This window comes from Streptomyces sp. NPDC001599, from assembly GCF_042893535.1.
GTDB lineage: Bacteria > Actinomycetota > Actinomycetes > Streptomycetales > Streptomycetaceae > Streptomyces.
Genome location: NZ_JBIAVA010000013.1, coordinates 26,666 through 46,760 on the forward strand (window position 1 = coordinate 26,666; position 20,095 = coordinate 46,760).

The 20,095-nt window shown below is 72.7% G+C and carries 16 protein-coding genes; 6 read left to right on the forward strand and 10 right to left on the reverse strand.

Annotated elements, in window-relative coordinates; all coding sequences use genetic code 11:
- Positions 1-21: 21 nt before the first annotated feature.
- Positions 22-309 carry a DUF6355 family natural product biosynthesis protein gene (locus ACFYZ3_RS28420; protein ID WP_003978542.1) on the reverse strand — a complete coding sequence of 96 codons (288 nt, stop codon included), beginning with the start codon at positions 307-309 and terminating at the stop codon, positions 22-24.
- Between the two features lie 391 nt (positions 310-700).
- Between ACFYZ3_RS28420 and ACFYZ3_RS28425 the strand changes: the two genes are divergently transcribed.
- Positions 701-2,395 carry a TlrC/CarA/OleB/SrmB family ABC-F type ribosomal protection protein gene (locus tag ACFYZ3_RS28425; protein WP_388523332.1) on the forward strand — a complete coding sequence of 565 codons (1,695 nt, stop codon included), beginning with the start codon at positions 701-703 and terminating at the stop codon, positions 2,393-2,395.
- Here ACFYZ3_RS28425 and ACFYZ3_RS28430 read toward each other — a convergent pair.
- The 6 genes from ACFYZ3_RS28430 to ACFYZ3_RS28455 form a co-directional block, all read right to left on the reverse strand.
- On the reverse strand, positions 2,384-3,913 hold the full coding sequence (locus ACFYZ3_RS28430; RefSeq protein WP_381994268.1) for a carboxylesterase/lipase family protein: 1,530 nt from the start codon (positions 3,911-3,913) through the stop codon (positions 2,384-2,386). The genes ACFYZ3_RS28425 and ACFYZ3_RS28430 overlap by 12 nt on opposite strands.
- A 118-nt stretch (positions 3,914-4,031) precedes the next feature.
- Positions 4,032-5,015 (reverse strand): zinc-binding dehydrogenase, encoded by a 984-nt coding sequence (locus ACFYZ3_RS28435; RefSeq protein ID WP_381994270.1) that lies wholly within the window; start codon positions 5,013-5,015, stop codon positions 4,032-4,034.
- 302 nt (positions 5,016-5,317) lie between these two features.
- Positions 5,318-7,186 carry an ABC transporter ATP-binding protein gene (locus ACFYZ3_RS28440; RefSeq protein ID WP_388523337.1) on the reverse strand — a complete coding sequence of 623 codons (1,869 nt, stop codon included), beginning with the start codon at positions 7,184-7,186 and terminating at the stop codon, positions 5,318-5,320.
- Positions 7,183-7,755 (reverse strand): peroxiredoxin family protein, encoded by a 573-nt coding sequence (locus tag ACFYZ3_RS28445; RefSeq protein WP_381994274.1) that lies wholly within the window; start codon positions 7,753-7,755, stop codon positions 7,183-7,185. The genes ACFYZ3_RS28440 and ACFYZ3_RS28445 overlap by 4 nt, the downstream gene beginning before the upstream one ends.
- Positions 7,752-8,273, reverse strand: a complete 522-nt coding sequence (locus tag ACFYZ3_RS28450) for a MauE/DoxX family redox-associated membrane protein (protein ID WP_388523341.1) — start codon at positions 8,271-8,273, stop codon at positions 7,752-7,754. The genes ACFYZ3_RS28445 and ACFYZ3_RS28450 overlap by 4 nt, the downstream gene beginning before the upstream one ends.
- A gap of 86 nt (positions 8,274-8,359) precedes the next feature.
- The gene (locus tag ACFYZ3_RS28455; protein WP_381994277.1) at positions 8,360-8,536 is read right to left on the reverse strand and encodes a hypothetical protein; all 177 of its coding nucleotides are present in this window, start codon (positions 8,534-8,536) and stop codon (positions 8,360-8,362) included.
- Between the two features lie 269 nt (positions 8,537-8,805).
- Between ACFYZ3_RS28455 and ACFYZ3_RS28460 the strand changes: the two genes are divergently transcribed.
- From ACFYZ3_RS28460 to ACFYZ3_RS28480, 5 genes are all read left to right on the forward strand, one after another.
- On the forward strand, positions 8,806-9,741 hold the full coding sequence (locus ACFYZ3_RS28460; protein WP_388523344.1) for a helix-turn-helix domain-containing protein: 936 nt from the start codon (positions 8,806-8,808) through the stop codon (positions 9,739-9,741).
- Positions 9,742-9,915: 174 nt separating this feature from the next.
- Positions 9,916-10,875, forward strand: coding sequence for an SDR family NAD(P)-dependent oxidoreductase (locus ACFYZ3_RS28465; RefSeq protein ID WP_381994280.1), 960 nt, complete (start codon positions 9,916-9,918; stop codon positions 10,873-10,875).
- A gap of 91 nt (positions 10,876-10,966) precedes the next feature.
- Positions 10,967-12,229, forward strand: coding sequence for an MFS transporter (locus tag ACFYZ3_RS28470; RefSeq protein WP_381994282.1), 1,263 nt, complete (start codon positions 10,967-10,969; stop codon positions 12,227-12,229).
- A gap of 72 nt (positions 12,230-12,301) precedes the next feature.
- Positions 12,302-13,969 (forward strand): PucR family transcriptional regulator, encoded by a 1,668-nt coding sequence (locus ACFYZ3_RS28475; protein WP_388523347.1) that lies wholly within the window; start codon positions 12,302-12,304, stop codon positions 13,967-13,969.
- A gap of 199 nt (positions 13,970-14,168) precedes the next feature.
- Entirely contained in the window at positions 14,169-15,527 is a 1,359-nt protein-coding gene (locus ACFYZ3_RS28480; protein ID WP_388523350.1) for a diaminopimelate decarboxylase, read from the forward strand.
- A 29-nt stretch (positions 15,528-15,556) separates the two neighbouring features.
- Here ACFYZ3_RS28480 and ACFYZ3_RS28485 read toward each other — a convergent pair whose 3' ends face one another.
- From ACFYZ3_RS28485 to ACFYZ3_RS28495, 3 genes are all read right to left on the reverse strand, one after another.
- Positions 15,557-17,512 carry an alkyl/aryl-sulfatase gene (locus tag ACFYZ3_RS28485; protein WP_388523353.1) on the reverse strand — a complete coding sequence of 652 codons (1,956 nt, stop codon included), beginning with the start codon at positions 17,510-17,512 and terminating at the stop codon, positions 15,557-15,559.
- Positions 17,509-18,858, reverse strand: a complete 1,350-nt coding sequence (locus ACFYZ3_RS28490) for an MFS transporter (protein ID WP_388523356.1) — start codon at positions 18,856-18,858, stop codon at positions 17,509-17,511. The genes ACFYZ3_RS28485 and ACFYZ3_RS28490 overlap by 4 nt, the downstream gene beginning before the upstream one ends.
- 62 nt (positions 18,859-18,920) lie before the next feature.
- A complete protein-coding gene (locus tag ACFYZ3_RS28495) occupies positions 18,921-20,090 on the reverse strand; it encodes an acyl-CoA dehydrogenase family protein (protein WP_388523359.1) in 1,170 nt (389 codons plus the stop codon).
- Between the last annotated feature and the right edge of the window lie 5 nt (positions 20,091-20,095).

Here is a 20,095-nt window from a genome sequence, read left to right on the forward strand (position 1 = left end):
TCTCGAGCCGAGCGACTGGGCCTAGCAGGTGCGGCCGGTGTACCAGGCGCCGTCGATGTCGGAGCTGGAGCCGATCCAGGTCACGCCGGGCACCACACACCGCTCGCTGTTGGGCCCCCAGTCGTCGATCTCGATGACGATGTGCGAGCCGTCCGAGGTGCAGTGGTTGTAGTAGGCGTCGGAGGCGGTCTCGTAGAAGCCGCAGGGATTCGCTGCGGCCGGACCGGCGCTCAGGGTGATGGCGCCGGCGGAGGCGAGTGCCAGGGCGAGGGAGGCGAGGGCGCTGGTCACGATACGACGAAGGGGCAAGGAAAGCTCCAAACGGTAGGGGACCGCCAGGCGGGACTGCCGCTGTCTGCCGATCCGTTGTCGATGCGACGCCCAGACTCACAGCATCGGGGCCGCCGTTCTGATCAATGGCGGCACCGTTCACCCGGCGTAACGATTCACTGCTGCGCCGATCAGTTGATCTTCACCGGTTCACGGTGCGCCGCGCTCGGGGCCGCGCCGGCGGACAAGGCGAGACGTATCGTCTTGCCAACATGTGCGCTGTGGCGTACCGTCCTTCGCATGGGTTCCCTGTGAGATCACCGGCGCCGACGGCGTAGAGCACCGCTCCGCCGTCGCCGCGCCTCGCCGTGCCGTCCATCCACCCCGATCCGGCCCGGGCTGATCCCGTGCGGCCAGGAGGGACCCGACCTTGCACACCTCACAACTCACCCTGTCCCATGTCACCAAGCGCTACCCCGGCCGCACCGTTCTCGACCAGGTCTCCCTCACGCTGACACCGGGCGAGAAGGCCGGACTGATCGGTGACAACGGCGCCGGCAAGTCCACCCTCCTCAGGATCGCCGCAGGCCAGGAGCGCCCGGACAGCGGCGAAGCGACCGTGACCGCCGCCGGCGGCATCGGCTATCTTCCGCAGTCCGTCCCCCTGCCCCCGACCGCCACCGTCCAGGACGCCGTCGACCTGTCCCTCGCGGACCTGCGCGCCCTGGAGGCCGAGCTGCGCCGGGCCGAGCGGGCGCTCGGTACCGGCGAGGATCCGGAGGCACTCGCCGCGTACACCGTGCTCGTCGAACGCTATGAGGCCCGAGGCGGCCACGACGCCGACCGCCGGGTGGACATCGCGCTGCACCACCTCGGCCTGCCGGCGCTCCGCCGCGAGCGCCGGCTCGGCACCCTCTCCGGAGGCGAGCGCTCCCGTCTCGCCCTGGCCGGCGTCCTCGCGGGCCGCCCGGAGGTCCTCCTGCTGGACGAGCCGACCAACGACCTGGACGATCAGGCCGTGGAATGGCTGGAGACACAGCTGCGGGCACACCGCGGCACGGTGCTCGCCGTCACCCACGACCGCGTCTTCCTGGAGCGTCTCACCAGCACGATTCTGGAGGCAGATGGGGGAAGGGTCACCCGCTACGGCGACGGCTACAACGGCTACCGTACGGCGAAGGCCGCGGAGCGCCGCCGCCGGCTCCAGGAACACGAGGAGTGGCGGTCGGAGCTGGCTCGCAACGAGCGGCTGGCCACTGGTCACGCCGCCCGCCTCGGTGCCATTCCGCGCAAGGCGTCCCTGGCCAACTTCGGCCACGGTGGCTTCCGGGCCCGCGGCCGTGCCCACGGCGCCATGTCCCGCATCCGCAACGCCCGCGAGCGGGTCGCGCGCCTGGCCGAGAACCCGGTGGCGCCACCTCCGGAGGCGCTGGCCTTCACCGCGCGCGTGGGACTGCCAGCGGAGGAATGCGGAGGCACTGGGACCGCTGCCGCGACGCTCCCCGCCGTACAACTGTCGGACGTGCGCGTCGGTGACCGCCTGCACCTGGGCTCCCTCAGCCTCGGCCGTCACGGCCGACTCCTCGTCACCGGCCCCAACGGCGCCGGCAAGACGACCCTGTTGAAGGTGCTCGCCGGTGAACTGCGGCCGGAAGAGGGCACGCTACGGGTGCCCGGCCGGGTCGGGCACCTGCGCCAGGAGGAGACGCCGTGGCCGCCGGAGCTGAGGGTCGCCGAGGCGTTCGGGCTGGGCCGAGTGGGTGCCGCCGACGAGCACGCCGACACCCTGCTCGCCCTCGGCCTCTTTCGCCCGGCGGAACTGCGCCTGCGCATGGGCGAGCTGTCGTACGGCCAGCGCCGCCGCGTGGAGCTGGCCCGCCTGGTCTCGGAGCCCGCGGACCTCCTCCTGCTCGACGAGCCGACGAACCACCTGTCACCGGCGCTGGTCGAGGAACTGGAAGAGGCACTGACCGGGTTCCCGGGGGCGATCGTGCTGGTCACCCACGATCGCGCGCTGCGCGGACGGTTCCAGGGCAGGCATCTGGCACTCCCGGAGCCGCCGGGAGCCCGGCCGGGTCGGCCCGCGGTCGCGGCGCACCCACCGCGCCCCGGTTCAGGGGCGTAGGACCGGAAAGCCGGCCCCGGCCCACAGAGCTCGGACGGCGGCGGCCCGGTCGCCGGTGTCGGCGGCCTGATGGTCGGCAGTCCACACCCTGACCTCGGTGGTGGAGTCACGGACAGGCGCCCAGCCCGGGTCTCCGGTGGCGGCGAAGTCCGCCCAGGCGCGCACCATCCGGCGTGCCAGTCCGTGGTCGTCGGCGGTGGGTGTGCCGCCGATGAGGAAGGCCAGACGCTCGTCGTCCAGGTTGCCGAAGGCGAAGGGAACGTCCGCACAGTGCCAGGCCCGTACCACCGCACCCGGATCGGCGCGGCGCCGGTCGAAGCGGGACAGGAACGTCCGGCCGCCCGCCCGGGCGTGGAGTCCGGCGAGTCGGTTGGCGTACTCACCGAACAGCAGGTCGCCGAAGACGGCGAGGTAGACGTCCAGCACCGGGGCCTGGGGCAGCATGGCGCGGTAGCCGGCCACCAGGCCGTCGGGGAGGCCGAAGTCCGCCGCGAAGCGAGCGAGTTGCTCGCCGGTGGTGACCTTCGCGCTGCTGCCGACGGCGTCGAGCAGCCAGTACTCCTCCGTGGTGTGGCACACCAGCAGCTCCACGTCCCTGGCCGCACCGGCCGCCATCCCCGTGAGGGGGTCGGTGGGCAGGACGTCGCCGTCGAGGACGGGGGCGTACAGCGAGGGGTCGTAGTGGCGGGACCCGGAGGCGGGGTCGTGCCGGTAGTGGTCGACCACCTGGTCGGTGGCGGCGACCAGGGCCTGCGGAGTCGCCCGGACCAGGCCCTCCGACGTGGCCGGGCAGCCCGCCGCGGCGGCGACCTCGCGCGTGGTCGCGGCCGCGATGTCGCGCGTGTAGCAGGGGCTGGCGGGGCTGTGCGCGATGGCCCGGTGGAACAGGCCGCGGGCGCGGTCCATCACCATGAGGCAGGCGACCGAGGCGGCGCCGGAGGACTGGCCGGCGACGGTGACGTTGTCGGGATCGCCACCGAAGGCGGCGATGTTCTCGCGCACCCACCGCAGGGCGGCGACCTGGTCGAGCAGCCCCCGGTTGTCGGGGTGGGCGATCGGCCCGTCCGCCGGGACGTGGCCGAAGCCCTCGAACCCGATTCGGTAGTTGAGAGTCACCACGACCAGCCCGGCACGGGCCAGTACCGTGCCGTCGAAGTCGGGCTGGGCCGAGGAGCCGAACGTGTAGGCACCGCCGTGGATCCAGACGAGCACCGGCAGGGGGCCACCGTCCGGGGCCGGCGTCCAGAGGTTGACGGTGAGGATGTCCTCGTCACCGGGAGACCACACGGGCGCCCCGGGCAACCGCGCGGACTGCGGGGCGACCGGACCGAATCTCCTGCCCTCCCGCACCCCGGTCCAGGCCGGTGCCGGTGCCGGCTCCCGGAACCGGTGGACACCGAACGGCGCGGCGGCATACGGAACACCGAGGACGGCGACGACGTCGCCGGAGGCCCGAAACCCCCGGACCGAACCGTGCCGGGTCTTGAACACGTCCACTGGGAACGCCTCTCGCTGCATGCCGATGGGACGGGGCGCCTCAGCATGGCAGCGCCCCGCCGGTCGGGGCCAACACCAAGATCGCCAGGATTGACGCTCCAACGTTGTCAATCCCTTGGTGCCGCCCGTGCGCACCGGACTACTCGCCGCCCTGCTCGCCGCCCATCACGAGCAGTGACTTGCCCACCGTCGTACGCGCGGCCAGAGCGCGGTGAGCGTCCGCGGCCCGCGCCAGCGGGTAGGTGGCGCCGACGGCAGGGCGCAGGCGTCCCTCGGCGGCGCTGTCCAGGGCCAGGCCCAGCAGTTCCCGGACGGTCCCCTGGTCCGGAGGGCCGTCCATGAGCGGCATGAGCAGCCGGATGCCTCGGCGCGCGGCGGATTCCCGGTCCGGGGCGGCGAATCCGTCGGCGGTCCCGTAGGTGACGAAGCGCCCGCCGTCCGCGAGCGCGTCTACGCTGGTCGCCCCGAGCGCCCCGCCCGCGCCGTCGTAGACGAGCCCGGCGCCGCCGCCGGTCGCCTCGCGCACCCGCTCGACCCAGTCCGCCCGCGTGTAGTCGACGACGACCTCGGCGCCCAGATCCCGGGCCAGAGCCAGCTTGGCGTCGCTGGACGCGGCGGCCACCACCCGGGCCCCGGCATCGACCGCCAACTGCACCAGCAGTGTGCCCGCCCCGCCGGCCGCGGCCGAGACCAGTACCCATTCCCCCTTCTGCGGCGCCCCCAGCCGGTGGAAGCCGAGAGCGGTCACGCCGTCGTGCACCAGTGCGGCCGCCGTCACGGCGGGCAGCCCGTCGGGGACCGGCATGATCTCCTCCTCACCCGCGACGACCCGTTCGGCGTATCCGGTCCCGGTTCGTACGGCCACGTTCCGGCCGATCCAGCCCGGGTCCACCCCGTCACCGACTGCCAGCACCTCGCCCGCTCCGCCACCACCCGGCACGTACGGCAGGGTTCGCGGGAAGAGGTCCTGACCCCAGCCGTCGCGCAGCAGCGTGTCCAGGAAGATGACGTCGGCCGCGACCATGCCGACGACGACCTGGCCGGGGCCGGGCACGGGATCGGGCAGCTCGATCAGGGTCAGCACGTCCGGGGCACCGAACGAGGCCACGTGGATCGCGCGCATGAGCAGCACCTTTCGCCGGAGGCAACGTCCCGTTCAGCCTCCAACCTCAAGTCCGGTCGAGGTCAAGGATCGTCCTCGGCGACGACGTGAGCGGCTCGAGGGGATACTTCACGGTTGGCGTCACGGCGACGAGCGGTGCGGCTCCGGTGCTCGCCGGAGCAGGTGCCGGATGGAGGGACGTATGGACAACAGGCGACTGCACGGGTGCCTCGGGGCAGTGGTCGGGCTGGCGCTCGGTGGTGGCCGGACTTCGCCCCGGCGCCGGGATTCTGAGGCGACGGCCGCCGCATCACGGCTCGGGGTCAGCTGGGCCGGGCTTCACGGAAGTCCAGGGCGTCCGACTGCAGGGCGACGAGTGCGGAGTACGTCCCGCCCTTGGCGAGGAGCTCCCCGTGCGTGCCGGTCTCTGCCGTGCGGCCCTCCTCGAGGACGGCGATGACATCGGCGTTCCTGACGGAGTCCAGCCGGTGGGAGATCAGGAGGGTGGTGCGGCCCTGGCGCAGTGAGCGCAGCAGGGACCGCAGCCGGTGGTCGGCGGCGGGATCGAGCCGGGAGCTGGGCTCGTCCAGCAGGAGCAGGTCGGCGTCGTCCTGGAGGATCGCCCGCGCCAGCGCGAGGCGCTGCCACTGGCCGCCGGACAGGGTATGGCCGCCGCGGCTGTCGGCCCGGGGGTCGTCCTGGCGGAACACGAGACTCAGCAGCGTGTCGTAGCCGCCGGACAGCCGGGTGATCTCCTCGTGGATGCCCGCGCGGCGGGCCGCGCGCTCGATCCCCGCCGTGTCGCCCAGCGCCTCCAGCCGGCCGATGCCTATGTTCTCCCCGGCGGTCAGGTCGTACTCCATGAAGTCCTGGAACACGGCGCTCAGCCTGGCCCGGTACACCTCGGGCGCGAAGTCCCGGATGTCGACACCGTCCCACAGGATGCGGCCCTTGCAGGGGTCGTAGAAGCGGCAGAGGAGCTTGACCAGCGTGGACTTGCCCGCGCCGTTGACCCCGACGAGCGCGGTGGTGCGGCCCACCGGGATGTGCAGGGTCACGCCGCGCAGGATCCAGTCCTGAGCGTCGTGGTGGCGGAACCAGACGTCCTCGAGGCTGGTGCCTTCCCGCAATGGGCGCACGGGGGCGGGTACCTCGCACCGGGGCAGGTCGTCGGGGGTGTCGCGCAGGTCCAGGTACGCCTCGAAGCGCAGAAGTGCGCCGTAGCATCGCGTGGTGTCGTTGACCAGACCCGACAGTGCCCCCTGGGCAGCGGTGATCGCCGCCAGCAGCAGCGTGAGGTCGCCCACGCTGAGCCTGCCGTGCCACACGTCCACCGCGGCCCAGGCCAGGCCCGCCGTTGTGATGACGGCGGCGATCGACTCGGCGGCCAGTTCGTATCGCAGGACCCTGCCGTCCAGTCGCCGGGCCACGGCGTTGGCGCCGGCCATCTCCTGGGCGGCGCGACCGGCCACGAAGGCGCCGGCTCGGAACAGCCGGATCTCCTTGGCCGCACGATGCCCGGTCAACAGCTCGGAGTAGAAGGCCTCCTTGCGGTGGGCCGGGCTGAGCAGCCACATGTTGCGCACCTGCTGGCGGTGGATCCGCGTCTCCATGACAACGGCGGGCAGCGCGCCGAGGAGCACCAGGACGGCGAGCGCGGGCCGCAGGGCCAGGAGCGATGCGGCGAACCCGGCGGAGATGACCAGCGACCTGATCGCGTTCGTCCCCGACTCGACGATCTCCAGGGAGGCCGATCCCGCCGAGTCGCGCGCCATGCGAATCCGGTCGGCCATGCGCGGGGACTCGAAGTGGGCGAGGCCGGAGAAGGAGTTCATCACCTCGGCGACCCGTCGGTGCGCCGCGAGCCGGGTGCTGCGCTGCAACTCCTTGACACAGTAGGCCGAGAAGCCGGGCAGCACGGCAAGTGCCGTCCCGGTGGCGGCCATCACCGCCCCCCAGGTGAGCAGGTACCCGGCCGGCCGCCGGTCGATCAGTCCGTCCACCAGGAATTTGGTGGCCCAGGCGCTGGTCAGCGGAACAGCGGCGAGCAACAGGCTGACGCCGATGTAGCCGACGAACGAACCGGATGCGGAGGCGACGACGAGCCCGGCCGCGCTCCGTACGCCGCGGCGGATCCGAGCGGGCCGACGCCCGGCCCGCGCGGTGCGGGCGGGATCGCCGGGCACGGTCACACCAGCTCCAAGAGACGGAAGTGACGTGTGGTGGGAGCCTCGGCGACGACGACGTGCCCTCGACCCTCACGGCGGACCCGGTAGAACAGCGGGTAGGCGCTGACGCCGAACGCGGTGATGATGCTGCCGTCGCCCTCCTCGTGCACGACGACGGCGGTCCGGCTCAGCCGTTCCGTCTCGGCGTCCAGCTCATGGCGGGCCGCCGGACGGTCCAGCTCGTGGGGCTCGTGCCGGACGACGGCGATCGCCGGGATGCCGCTGTCCGCCAGCCGGCCGGCCAGGGCGGCGTAGTCGTCCACCGCCGCCTGGCAGGGCGGGCAGCCGATCATGAAGAACCCCACGACGTACTCGTCCATCGCCGCCGCACCGACCGGCCGGCCCTCGAACGACGTGGCCTCGAACGGGGGCAGCTCATGTCCGACGGGAAGGGAGAACGTGTCGGGGCGGTCCAGCTCCGCCGGCGGGTCCGCGGGGTCCCGCCGGACGGCGCGGGCGAGCCGGATGGTCAGGACGAGGTTGGCGCACACCGCGACGGCCAGGGCGCCGCAGACGACGTAAAGGGTGGTCATCGCTTCCTCGGGGTCAGGGCCGCGGCCACGGCTTCGTGCAGGACGACGGCGATGCCGATACCGGCGCCGGTCGCCGTGAGCAGGACGCGCTCGGCGGGGTCCGGCAGCGTGGCACCGGTCGACGCCAGGGCGAGGAGCAGGGCGAGCGCCGACAAGGTGGTGTTGCGCCACAGGTGACGGCCGCCCAGTGTCTCGCGGGCTGTCCCGAAGCAGGCGCAGCGCAGGCCGAGTTGCCGACGCGTGCTCACCAGGACACCTGCGGCGAGTACGGCCAGCAGCAGCGCGGCAAGGCCGAGCTCCGCCGACGCCGGGCCAAGGAGCAGCACGGTCGCGACGGTCGCCTCGGAGACGATCAGGCACGTGGCAGAGAACCGGCTGAACCGTGTACCGGTCGGGCCGAGCGCGGCGAGAGAGGCGGACAGGTCGGCGAAGGCGGGGGCCCGCAGCTTGCTGCCCGTCGCCACGGCGAACAGAGCTGTGAACGCACCGCGCCCCACCTCGATGAGGGCTTCCAGCACGTGGGTACCTTCTGGAGGGAAGGGGGCCGCCCGCCCACCGGAGACCGGGACGGGCGGGCAGCCCCGTTCGGGAACGGACCCGCGGATCAGCAGCCGCAGCGGATGAACTTGCGATCGCCGGAGACCTCGACCGGGTACCCGTCGTAGCAGGCGTAGGTGCGCCGCTGGGTGTACTTGCGCCGGGTCGCCTCACAACTGCCCGCGGACGCGGTGATGCAGGCGTACTCGTACCACGTTTGACCGGGAGAACAGGACGCAGCCATTGCGTTGACCTTCCTGGGAGACGGATGCGGACCCGGACGCGGCGGTCGTACCGCCGCTGGTCCGCGGTGACCCCGGACTCGAACACGGCGAGCCGGGCACCACAGAGATTGCTGACGGCCGGCGGGCCGGAGCAACGGCAACCGGCTGTCCCGGACAGTTGCGGGCTGTCCGGGCTGGTCAGGGCCTTGTCCGGATCACGTCCCGGACAGCGGGGCATGGCGGGATTGCGCTGTTGCCCCTTTGACATGGCCGCAGCAAGATGAGGTTCATGGGGAATCTGGGGGGCGAGTTGTCGCCGCATGCGGCCCGAGACGCCGCCGGCCTTGTCGAGTCGATGCGGCGGCTCAAGGAGCGCTCGGGACTGACCTATCGCGCATTGGAGGAGCGGGCCGCCCGGAACGGCGACGTGCTGGCGCGCAGCACGCTGTCCGACGTCCTGCGACGCACGAGCCTGCCGCACCCCGACGTGCTGGCCGCGTTCGTCCGCGCCTGCGGGGACGGACAGCGGGTCGGCGTCTGGCTGGACGCCAGGGACCGGATCGCCGCGGGTGTCGCCGCCGTGCCGGCCGTGGTCCCCGGGTCGAGGCCCGATGACGCGACGGATCGATCAGGGGCCGAAGAGACCGCGGCCCGGCCACGACGCCGGGGCAGAGGTCGCGTGCTCACCCTCGTGGCCTCGCTCATGGTTCCGCCGCTCGCCCTGGGCGCCTGGGGACTGCTGCCCGACAGCTCCGGTGCGCCGGCCGCTTCCCGGGCCCCCTCCGAGGGCTGGGTCACCATCCGTCCCGCCCGAACGCCCGACCTGTGTCTGACCGACGGACGCGACCGTGAGGGCGCCTACGCCAGCGCCGTAGCCGCCCAGCTCCCCTGCGCCCGGGCCACCGTCCCGCGTACCTACCTCGAGCCGGCCGGTGACGGTCTCTACCGCATCCAGTGGCACCACCCCGAGGAGGGAAAGGGGTGCCTGACGGTCATGAGCACCGGCCCGGTGAAGGGCATGCTCGAGCCCCGGGACGACTGTTCCGAGGCCACCCGGTTCCGCCTGGCAGCCGCCGCTGACGACGGCGAGGGCTTCCGACTGCGCCCGGCCGACGGCAGCGGGTGCATCGGCATCGCCGACGACGACACCACCGTGGGAGCCGAAGCGATCGAGGAACGCTGTACCGATGCGGCCGACCAGCGCTTCCTCGTCCGGACGGGCTGAACGCGGGAGGGTGGACCCCTCGCCCCGGCGTGGGCGGGGGCGTGGGCGCCGGGTGTGTCGGTCGTCTGTCGGCGGTGCGTGTGTTCTGTCGGCGTTCTGTCGGCCGGGGGAGCGACCTTGGGCGAGTCGGTGCTCCTCACGAGCACACCGCCCGAGCACAAGGAGTCTGTCATCGTGTCCTCCGCACCCCAGAGCCGCCCGTGGGACGTACACCGGCTGCCGTCCGCCGAGGGACGGAACTTCCTCGTCACCGGGGGGAACGCCGGGATCGGCTACTTCACCGCGGAGCAGCTCGCCGCCACCGGCGCCCTCGTCGTCATCGGCAGCAGGAACCCCGCGAAGGCCGACGCTGCCCTTGCCTCGATCCGCTCCCGCGTCCCGGGCGCTCGGGTGCGGCATCTGCACCTGGACCTCGCCGACCTGTCCACCCTGAAATCCGCGGTGGACGGCCTGGCGCTGGACGTCGGTCGTCTCGACGCGGTGGTCCACAACGCCGGGGTCGCGCTCGACGACCCGCCCCGTCGGGAGACCGAGGACGGCCACGAGCTGATGTTCGGCACCAACCACCTCGGCCACTTCGCGCTCACGCGGTGGCTGGCCCCCCTGCTGTCCGCGGCGCCGACGGGCCGCGTCGTGACGGTGGGAAGCTTCGCGGCGCGATCCGAGCGGCTGGACCTCGACGACCTCCAGTCCGCCCGGGACTACCGGCCCAAGCGCACCTACGGCCGGTCGAAGCTCGCGCAGATGTGCTTCGGCTTCGAACTCGACCGCCGGCTGCGTGCCGTCGGCAGCACGGTGCTCAGCGCGGTGGCCCACCCCGGTGGCGCTCTGGACTCCCTCACCCCGCCCCGCCCGCCGGTCAGTGGGTCGAGCCCCGGCGAGCGACTGCGCGGTCTGCCCGCGGCGCTCATGGTGCAGGGCAAGGACGCCGGGGCATGGCCGGTCGTCCGCGCCGTCCTCGACCCCGGCGTACAGGGAGGGCAGCTGTGGGGGCCGAGGGTCTTCGGTCTGCGGGGCCGACCGCGACGAGAGCCGGTCCCGGCACACATGGCCGACCCGGCGGTCGCCGCTCACCTGTGGGCCGCCAGCGCGGAACTGACCGGTACCACCGATCCGCATCTCGGCTTCCGGTAGGCGGACCCGCTTGCGCGAAGAAGCCGACACGCGGGGCGACCCGGTCCGGACACTGGAAAGACCGCTCGGAGATCAAGGACAATCGAGAACCATGTCTGAACGAGCGACGGAATCCGTCCTGCGGTCCCCGGGCATACCCCACCTGCTGACGGTGGGAGCCTTCTGCTTCGCGGGACTGGCCCTGCTGCTCCCCGTCTCACCGGCGTGGGCCGTCGCCGGAGGCGCCGACGAGTTCGGCGCCGGACTCGTCACCGCCGTCCTGATGGCCGCCACCGTCCTGGCCCAGCTGTGTGTCAGGACGGCGCTGCGCGCCATCGGCTGGCCCCGCACGCTGGCCCTCGGCGCTCTGCTGCTCGGCCTGCCCGCCCTCCTGCAGAGCCTCAGCGACCACCTGGTGCCCATCCTGGTGACGACGGCCCTGCGCGGAGCGGGCTTCGGCATCGTCACCGTCTGCGGTGCCACCGCCGCGGCCGCCCTGGCCCCGCGCGGCCGCCAAGGGGCTGCCATCGGCCTCTACGGCCTCGCCGTCGCGCTGCCCCAGGTCGTCCTCACCCCGGCGGCACCCTGGCTGATGGGCACGTTCGACCTTCCCGCGATCGTCGCCTGCGGTGTTCTCCCCGTCCTCGCGCTGCCCTGGACCCGGGCCCTGGGCCGCGCGGTCGAGGCCCGCACGGACGGCCCGCCCACCCAGGACGGCCGTACCGGGCCCGCCGCTCCCGCCGCCGCGGTGCTCCGGCGCATCCTGCTCCCGCTCACCGTCCTGCTCCTGGTCACGGCGGCGGGCGGAGCGGTGCTCACCTTCGCCCCGCAGTTCACGAGCACCCCCGCGCTCGCCGCCGCGGGTCTGCTCGCCCTCACCGCCACGGCCGCCTTGGCCCGCTGGGGCTGCGGAGAACTGGCCGACAGGATCGCCCGGCGCCCGATCACCGCCCTCCTCGCCTCGACCGCGTGCGCGGGACTGGCACTGATCGCCCTGGGCGTCGGCTCGGACGGCGAAACCGTCCTCCCCCTGCTCGCCGGACTGCTCCTGCTGGGAACCGCGTACGGAGGACTCCAGAGCCTCACGCTGGTGCAGGCCTTCGACCTGGCCGGCGCGGAGGACCGGCACGTGGCCTCCGTCGCCTGGAACATCGGCTACGACGCCGGTACCGGGCTCGGTTCCCTCGCGCTGGGCATGGCGGCGCAGGCGGCCACGTTCTCGGCCGGTTTCGCCGTCATGTCCGTGGTGATGGCAGCCGTGGTCCTGGCGGTGGTCCTCACCCCCGGCCGGCCGGGCGGGCGTACTACGGGAGACCGGCCGCGCACCAGCGGCAGGACCCGTCGCTCACCCACCCGGCCCCGAAAGCTGCCGTAGCGACCTGCCCCTTCGCCGTGAGGGAGAGCCACCGGCGAGCCGGCGAGCCGCTCGGCCGACCAAGATGGAGCCATGGCAGCAAGGGAACCGGACCGCCGCGACGGCAGGCCGTCGCTCGAGCAGATCCTCCGTCTGATCGCCCCCGGAATGCTGGACGTCGTCGTGGCGCCGCGCGGATCCGGTGTGCCGGTGGCCGACGTGGTGCTGCACGACCCGGGTGAGGAGCGGGACGACGGCACCTGGGCGGCGTCCGGACTGATCCTGCTCGCGGTCGGGGTGGACGTCGCCGCGCCGGAGGCGATCGACGTGCTGCGTGGCGCGGAGCAGGCCGGAGCCGCGGCCGTGGTGCTGCGGCGGGGGGCCCGCGGGCCCCGGGCGGCGCTGCTGGAGGAGGCCGCCTCGGGGCGCACCGCGCTGCTCACCCGGCGGCCGGGGCAGGGGTGGACGGAGGTGCTCGGTCAACTGCGCACCGCTCTGGTCCACAGCGCCCCGACCGCGGGGACCGGGGTGGAAGGGCTGCGGCTCGGCGACCTCCCGGAGCTCGCCAACACGGTGGCGACCCTGGTCGGGGGCGCGATCACGATCGAGGACCCGCAGTCGCGGGTGCTCGCCTACTCGCGGATGGATCACGAGCCCGACCCGATGCGCAGGCTGACGATCCTCGGGCAGGAGGTGCCGCGCTGGCGGGTGGACGAACTGCGTGAGAGCGGCTTCTTCCAGGCCCTGTGGAACACCGACGGCGTCGTACGTCTGCCCGCCGACGACCGGTACGCGGAACGGCTGGCCGTCGCGGTGCGCCACGGGTCGGAGATCCTCGGCTCCCTCTGGGCCGCCGCCGACGGCCGGCCGCTGGCCGAGGACGCGGCGGCGGCGCTGCACACGGCGGCGCGGGCCGCCGTGCCGCACCTCGCCCACCACCAGACGTGGGGCCGGGCCGCGGCCCGGGCGCGGGAGGGCGCGGTGCACGCACTTCTCGACGGCAGCGGCCCGGCGGCCCGCGTCGCGCACGACGCCGGGCTCGCCCCGGACCGGCCGTACACGGTCCTGGTCGCGGAGGCGTACGACAGCCGGGATTCGACACTCGTGCCCGCCCCGGCTGCGGGAGGCGCCGCCGAGCAGCGGATGCTCGACGTGCTCGCGCTGCGGGCCGAGGCGTACCGGCCGGGCTGCGTGACCGCGCGGTCGGGGCGGCGGCTGTACGTCCTGCTTCCGGCGGAGGACGGCGAGACCGACCCGGCGCGTGCGCTGGCGGCCACGGCGCGGTCGGTGTCGCGCGGTGTGCTGTTCGTCGGCGTCGGCCCGGTCGCGGCGGACCTGCCGGGGCTGCCCGCGTCGCGCGAGGCCGCGGAGCTGGTGGTGCGGGTGCTGCGGGAGCGGGCCGCGCGCCGGCCGGCCGGGGACGTGGTCTTTGCGGTGGCCGCGTTCGGCGAACTCGTTCCCGAGGTGTCGGCGCTGCGTGTGCTCGACCTGATCGCGCCGTTGTGGGAGAGCCTGTCGGGCCCCGTGCACGCGATGGTCGAACACGACCGGGCGCACGGCTCGGAGTACGGCGCGTCCGTCGGCGCCTACCTCGACGCCTTCGGTGACACGGTCACGGCCGCTCAGCGCCTCAACGTGCATCCGAACACCCTGCGGTACCGGCTGCGGCGGGCTCGGGAGCTGTTCGGCGTCGACCTGGCCGACCCCACCCTGCGACTTCTGGCGGACGTCGGACTGCGGCTGGCGCGGCGCACGGAATGAGGTCCCCGGTTCCGCGTGAGCGGTGGTGGCCGTCCGAGCAGCTTGATCATTGAGTTGTCCTGTCGCACAGGGAACTGCCCCGACCATGGTTGCCGGGTACGAAGACGCACCGGGCTCGGCGGAGCGAGGCTGTACAAGACAGAACGGCCGGCCGCTCCACGAGCGCCGCGCACGACCGACACCCCTGGAGTGTGGTGCAGTGACTTCCGGTTCCCTCCACCAACGCGGCAGCGCCCGTGAAGCCGCGCTCGCACGGGCCGTCGAGGGCGGCCTGCTGGGCCCGCGAGCACCCCTGGTCGGTCTCCTCGACATCGACGGCGTGCTCGCCGCCGTCGACGCGCTGAACGACGCGTTCGAGGGACCCGCCCCGGTGCAGCACACGTTCGCGGCAAAGGCGTGCGGGCTGGTCCCGGTGCTGCGGCTGCTCGCGGAGGCCGGCATGGGCTGCGAAGTGGCCTCGCCCGGGGAGCTGGAGCAGGCGCTGGCGGCCGGATTCACCTACGACCGGCTGGTGTTCGACAGCCCCGCCAAGACCGTCGAGGAGCTGGAGTTCGCCCTGGCCCACGGCATCGCGATCAACCTGGACAACTTCCAGGAGATGGCCCGCGTCGACGGCCTGCTGGCCGGCCGGGAGGCCTCCGGGCCCATCGGACTGCGGGTGAACCCGCAGATCGGTGCGGGAGCCATCGGAGCGATGAGCACCGCCACCGCGACCTCCAAGTTCGGCGTCGCGCTGCGCGACGAGGGCGCCGTCGACGCGGTGATCGAGGCCTTCGCGCGCCGGCCCTGGCTCAACCGGCTGCACGCCCACGTCGGCTCCCAGGGCTGCCCGCTGCCGCTCATCGCCCAAGGGGTGCGGGCGGCGTACGAACTGGCCGAGCGCATCAACAAGGAGCTGGGACGCGCCCAGATCACCGGGCTCGACATCGGCGGCGGCCTGCCCGTCAACTTCGACGGCGAGGACGACCGTCCGACGTACGCGGACCACGTCGCCGAGCTACGCTCCGCCGCACCCGGGCTGTTCGACGGCCGCTACGCCCTGATCACCGAGTTCGGCCGTTCCCTGCTCGCCAAGAGCGGCACCATCGGCACGGTCGTCGAGTACACCAAGTCGGCCGGCGGTCGCAGGATCGCGGTCACGCACGCCGGTGCGCAGGTGGCCACCCGCACGGTCTTCATGCCGGACGCCTGGCCGCTGCGCGTCGGGGTGTTCGACGCCGACGGCCGGCCCAAGCAGGGCCCGGCCGAGGTCGTCGACATCGCGGGACCGTGCTGTTTCGCCGGTGACCTGACCGCGACCGGGCGTGAGCTGCCGGCCGTCGAACCGGGCGACGTGGTGGCCCTGTACGACACCGGGGCCTACTACTTCTCCTCGCACTTCTCCTACAATTCCCTGCCACGTCCCGCTGTCTACGGGTACCGGACGGATTCCCGCGGGCAGATCGCCTTCGCCCTCGTGCGCGAGGCCCAGAGCGTGCGCGCCGTCGTCGAGGAGAGCGGACTCGCCCAGGCGGACGCCCTGGTGACACTGGGCTCGGGCAAGACCGCGGAACGGTAGCCCACCGGCGGGCGCCCGGACGTCACACCTCAGGGAGTGACCACGGGGAAGCGGTGGTCCGGAGTGTCCAGGACCGACAGAAGCCGCGCCAACTGAGCGTCGTCGCCCGTCATGGTGATGCCGTCGGTGCCCCGGCCGGCGAGCACCGCGAGAAGCTGCGTCTTGGTCATCGTCATGGTCAGCCCCGCGTGGGGGTCGGGGCTCGCGTCGCTGGTCCAGGTGAGGACACCGTTGGCGAGCCGAAGGTGCCAGTAGGTGTCGCCGATGTGCCAGTCGACCGCCAGCCGCAGCGACCACGCGTCGGGCCCGTTGACGCGTACGGCCAGGCCGTCGACGAGCTGTCCGACCGTCAGTGCCCGGTGCAGGTCCGGTCCCGAGGTCGGCTTGGGAGCCGGCTCGGCTCCGTGCACGAGCTCTTGGGCACCGGTGAGGAAGAAGTTGCGCCACACCGCGTTCTCCGCGGCCCGGCCCAGGCGGATGTAGAGCGTGGCGAGTTGCTGCTTCGCCCTGGAATCGGCCGGGTCGTTGAAGACGGCATGGTTGAGGAGCGTCACGGCGAAGCGCAGGTCGCCCCGCTCGCTGTAGTGCCGGGCGCGTGCCCGCACGGCGGCCTGTCCGCCGAGCGACTCGACCCACCGCCGTGCCTCCTCGGCCGGCGGGTGTTCCCACAGGTGCGCGGGGTTGGCGTCGAACCAGCCCATGTAACGCTGGTAGACGGCCTTGACGTTGTGGCTGAGGGAGCCGTAGTAGCCGCGGTTGGCCCACACCTGTTCCAGCTGCGGCGGTAGGCGCAGGGCTTCCGCGATCTCGGTGCCGTTGAGGCCCTTGTTGATCAGGCGGACGGTCTGGTCGTGCAGATAGCCGTAGAGGTCCCGCTGCCCGGTGAGCAGGGCGACGATGTGGTCGTTGCCCCAGGTGGGCCAGTGGTGGGAGGCGAACGCCACGTCGGCCGCGCCCGTGCAGAGGCCGATCGACTCCGTCAGATATCCCGCCCAGGCGTGCGCGTCGCGGACCTGGGCGCCGCGCAGCGTCAGGATGTTGTGCATCGTGTGGGTGGCGTTCTCGGCCATGCACACGGCTCGCAGGTCGGGAAGGAGGAAGTTCATCTCCTCCTGGCACTCGGTACCCGGAGTCATCTGGAAGCGGAACCTCACCCCGTCGAGGGTGACCTCCTCCCCGGTGGCCTCGATGTACCGGGTGGGTGGTATCAGACCGATGGTGCCGGTGGAGACCGCCAGCCCGAGTCCGCAGCCGACCTGGCCGGCGGCGTCCGTGGGCAGGTTGGTGCCGTACATGTAGCCCGCGCGGCGGGACATGGCGGGACCGGCGTAGACGTTCTCGCTGACCGCGTGCTCCATGAAGCCCCGCGGCGCGAGTACGGGGGTGCCCTCGGTGCCTTCGGTGCCCTCGGGCAGGATGCCCCGGCAGCCGCCGAAGTGGTCGACGTGGGGGTGGGTGTAGATCATCGCCTTGACCGGGCGGTTCCCGCGATGCGCACGGTAGAGCCGGAGCGCCGCGGCCGCGGTCTCCGCGGAGGTCAGAGGGTCTATGACGATGATGCCGGTGTCGCCCTCGACGACGGTCATGTTGGCCAGGTCCAGGCCGCGGACCTGGTAGATCCGGTGCGTGACCTCGTAGAGCCCTTGGCGGGACAGGAGCCTGGCCTGGCGCCAGAGGCTCGGATCGACCGTCGTGGGCGCGGTCTCGGCGGCGTCCGTGAGGAAGCGGTGGGCGTCGGGGTCCCAGGCGGTGCCGCCGGAGGGCGTGGTGACGGGTCCGCCGGTGTACGCGGCGACGAAGCCACGGTCGGCGTCGGCGAAGTCGGTTCGGTCGTCGTAGGGGAGATCGCCGGTGCGGGTGGGAGTCGGTGTCCCGGAGGGCCCCGGGCCGGGCGACGCCTCGGACGCCGGTGCGTTCAGGGGCACGGTCGCCGCGGCGGCGCCCGCGGCAGCGGCGACGAAGCCGCGCCGGTTCATCGGATTCATGCGGGTACACCCTTCTCGGGGTCGGTCGCGGGGTGGAGCAGTCCGAGCCGTCGCGCGTCGTGTTCCGGCCGGATGGTGGTGATGGCCGTGGCGCCCGCCGACAGCATCACCGCGGCCGCGATGAGGAACGCGGTCGTATAGCCGGAAGACGCCGTGTCCGCCGTGTCGATGAGGTGACCGGTGACGAAGGGGGCGATCAGTCCGGGGAGGGTGCCCGTCGCGGCGACGATGCCGAAGACGGCACCGCGCTGGGCACCGGGGACGACCTCGGCGGCGGTCACGTAGTGCAAGGGGATCGCGACGGCGACCGTGCCGAAGGCCAGTCCGATCAGGAGCAGGCGGACGACGGCGCCGTCGGTGAAGGGAAAGGCGGCCATGGCACAGCCGGCGACACATACCGACGCTCCCTGTACGGCACCGCTGGACCAGCGGCTGGACACCCCGCGCGCCTTGAGGGCGTCCACGAGCGGCGAGACGGTCAGCAGCAGCACGAGGCTGAGGGCGGAGATGGCGCTGATGGCGGTCGCCACCACGTGGGGACTCATGTCGAGCTGGGTCCTGAGGTAGGCCGGCAGCCAGGCATGGGCCAGAGCGAGCGCCCAGGCGGCCCCGAAGGCGCTGGCGATGCTGCCCAGCACGGTTCCGGTGCGCAACAGCCTGCGGTAGGGCAGGTGTTTCACGGGCCGTGGGGCGTCGGCCCGAGGCGGGCGTGACTCGTCGAACGGTCCGTCATGGCCGGTCCGCCGCCACACCAGCGCCCACAGCAGGCTGACCACCGCGAGGACGGCGTACGCCGATCGCCATCCGAAATCCGTGATCAGCCAGGTGAGTACCGGCGCTGAGACCAGTGTGCCGATCGCGGCGCCACCGATCTGCAGGGCCGAGGGCAGTCCGCGCCGCTCGGGCGGGAACCACTTGTACAGCGCGTGCATGGACATCGAGGCCGCCGGGCCTTCCGCGACACCCAGCAGGACGCGGCCCGCGATCAGGGTCGGGACCGCCGCCACGGCCAGCACGGGCAACTGGGCGACCGCCCACAGCAGCGCCATGACGAAAAGCATGGTCCTGCTGGAGATGCGCGAGGAGAAGAATCCGACGACGAGTCCGGAGAGACTGAAGAACAGGTAGAAGGAGCTCGAGATCAGCCCGTAGGTGCTGTTGCTGATGTTCAGCTCGTCCATGATCGGGACAGCGGCGAGACCGAGGACCGACTTGTCGGCGAAGTTGATGACCATGAAGGTGACGATCATGGCCGTCACCAGCCAGGCCCGGCGGCGGTCGTACGGAGGGACGGCGGGCCGGCGGGCGGAGCGGTCGGCGGGGGGCGCGGAGGATCGGACTGCCATGGGTGACTCCTGCGGATGCGGGGCGGGCACCGGCGGGCGCGGACCGCCGGTGCCCGCCGGGGTCAGACGAGTGCCTTGACGATGGCGTTCTTGTGGATCTCGGTCGTGCCGGTGACGATCCGGAACATGCGCAGGGACCGGAAGATCTGCTCCACCTCGTGACCGCGTGTCAGGCCGTCCTTGCCGTGGATCTGCACGGCCTGGTCGGCCGTGCGGAAGCAGGCCTCGGCGGTGAACAGCTTGCACATGTTCGCCTCCACCGCGATGTTCTCGCCGCGGTCGGCCTTCGCGGCGGTGGCGAGCACCATCGACCGGGCCGCGTAGAGGTCCGTGGCCATGTCGGCGAGCTTGTGCTGGATGGCCTGGAGCGCGAGCAGCGGCTGTCCGAACGCGACGCGGGTCTTCGCGTGGTCGACGGACAGGTCCCAGGCCCGTCGCGCGGCACCGATCAGGGACGGACAGTGGAGCAGCCGGTTGAGGGTGATGCGGCCGATCCCGATGCGCAGTCCCTGGCCGGTCTCCCCGAGCAGGTTCGCGACGGGGACGCGGCAGTCCTCGAAGACGAGGTCGCCTTCCATCTGCTGGCCCGACATGGGCACGGCGCCGTCCAGGACACGGCAGCCGGGGGTGTCCAGATCGACGAGGAAGGCGCTGTACGTCTCCTCACTGTCCGCCATCCGGGCGACGACGACCGCGAAGTCGGCGAACGGGGCGGCGGAGCTGAACACCTTGTGCCCGTTCAGCACATAGCTGTCGCCGTCCCGCGTCGCGGTCGTCCGCATGCGGCGTACGTCCGAACCCGCGTCCTGTTCCGTGAGGGAGAAGCAGCAGGCGCGCTCGCCCCGGACCACCGGGAGGAGGTAGCGCTCCCGCTGCTCGTCGGTGGCGTACTTCACGATCGCACCGACGCGCAGCGGCCCGCCCATGTCGCCCAGGACCGAGTGGGACAACGCCGCCCCGGAGGCGGTGAGTTCCTCCTTCAGGGCACACAGTTCGGTGAAGCTCAGCCCCTGGCCGCCGAGTTCCGGCGGCAGACTGATGCCGTAGAAGCCGAGCTCGGCGCTGCGCTTCCAGACGCCTTCCAGGGTGGTCCGGTCCAGCTTGCTCTCGGGGGTGATGCCGTGTGCCCGCTCGTACGGGAGGAGTTCGTCGGTCAGGTAGGCGCGCAGCCGGCCGACCAGGTCCTCCAGGCGGGGGTTGTCGTCGTAGCGGGGAGTGAGGCTGAAGGGCATGGAGT

What these genes read in the sequence shown, in the direction of transcription:
- ACFYZ3_RS28430 (WP_381994268.1), bottom strand. Translation starts at nt 3,913, where the DNA reads ATGCAGCGAGAGGCGTTCCCAGTGGACGTGTTCAAGACCCGGCACGGT.
- ACFYZ3_RS28435 (WP_381994270.1), bottom strand. Translation starts at nt 5,015, where the DNA reads ATGCGCGCGATCCACGTGGCCTCGTTCGGTGCCCCGGACGTGCTGACC.
- ACFYZ3_RS28445 (WP_381994274.1), bottom strand. Translation starts at nt 7,755, where the DNA reads ATGACCACCCTTTACGTCGTCTGCGGCGCCCTGGCCGTCGCGGTGTGC.
- ACFYZ3_RS28455 (WP_381994277.1), bottom strand. Translation starts at nt 8,536, where the DNA reads ATGGCTGCGTCCTGTTCTCCCGGTCAAACGTGGTACGAGTACGCCTGC.
- ACFYZ3_RS28460 (WP_388523344.1), top strand. Translation starts at nt 8,806, where the DNA reads ATGGGGAATCTGGGGGGCGAGTTGTCGCCGCATGCGGCCCGAGACGCC.
- ACFYZ3_RS28470 (WP_381994282.1), top strand. Translation starts at nt 10,967, where the DNA reads ATGTCTGAACGAGCGACGGAATCCGTCCTGCGGTCCCCGGGCATACCC.
- ACFYZ3_RS28475 (WP_388523347.1), top strand. Translation starts at nt 12,302, where the DNA reads ATGGCAGCAAGGGAACCGGACCGCCGCGACGGCAGGCCGTCGCTCGAG.
- ACFYZ3_RS28485 (WP_388523353.1), bottom strand. Translation starts at nt 17,512, where the DNA reads ATGAATCCGATGAACCGGCGCGGCTTCGTCGCCGCTGCCGCGGGCGCC.
- ACFYZ3_RS28490 (WP_388523356.1), bottom strand. Translation starts at nt 18,858, where the DNA reads ATGGCAGTCCGATCCTCCGCGCCCCCCGCCGACCGCTCCGCCCGCCGG.
- ACFYZ3_RS28495 (WP_388523359.1), bottom strand. Translation starts at nt 20,090, where the DNA reads ATGCCCTTCAGCCTCACTCCCCGCTACGACGACAACCCCCGCCTGGAG.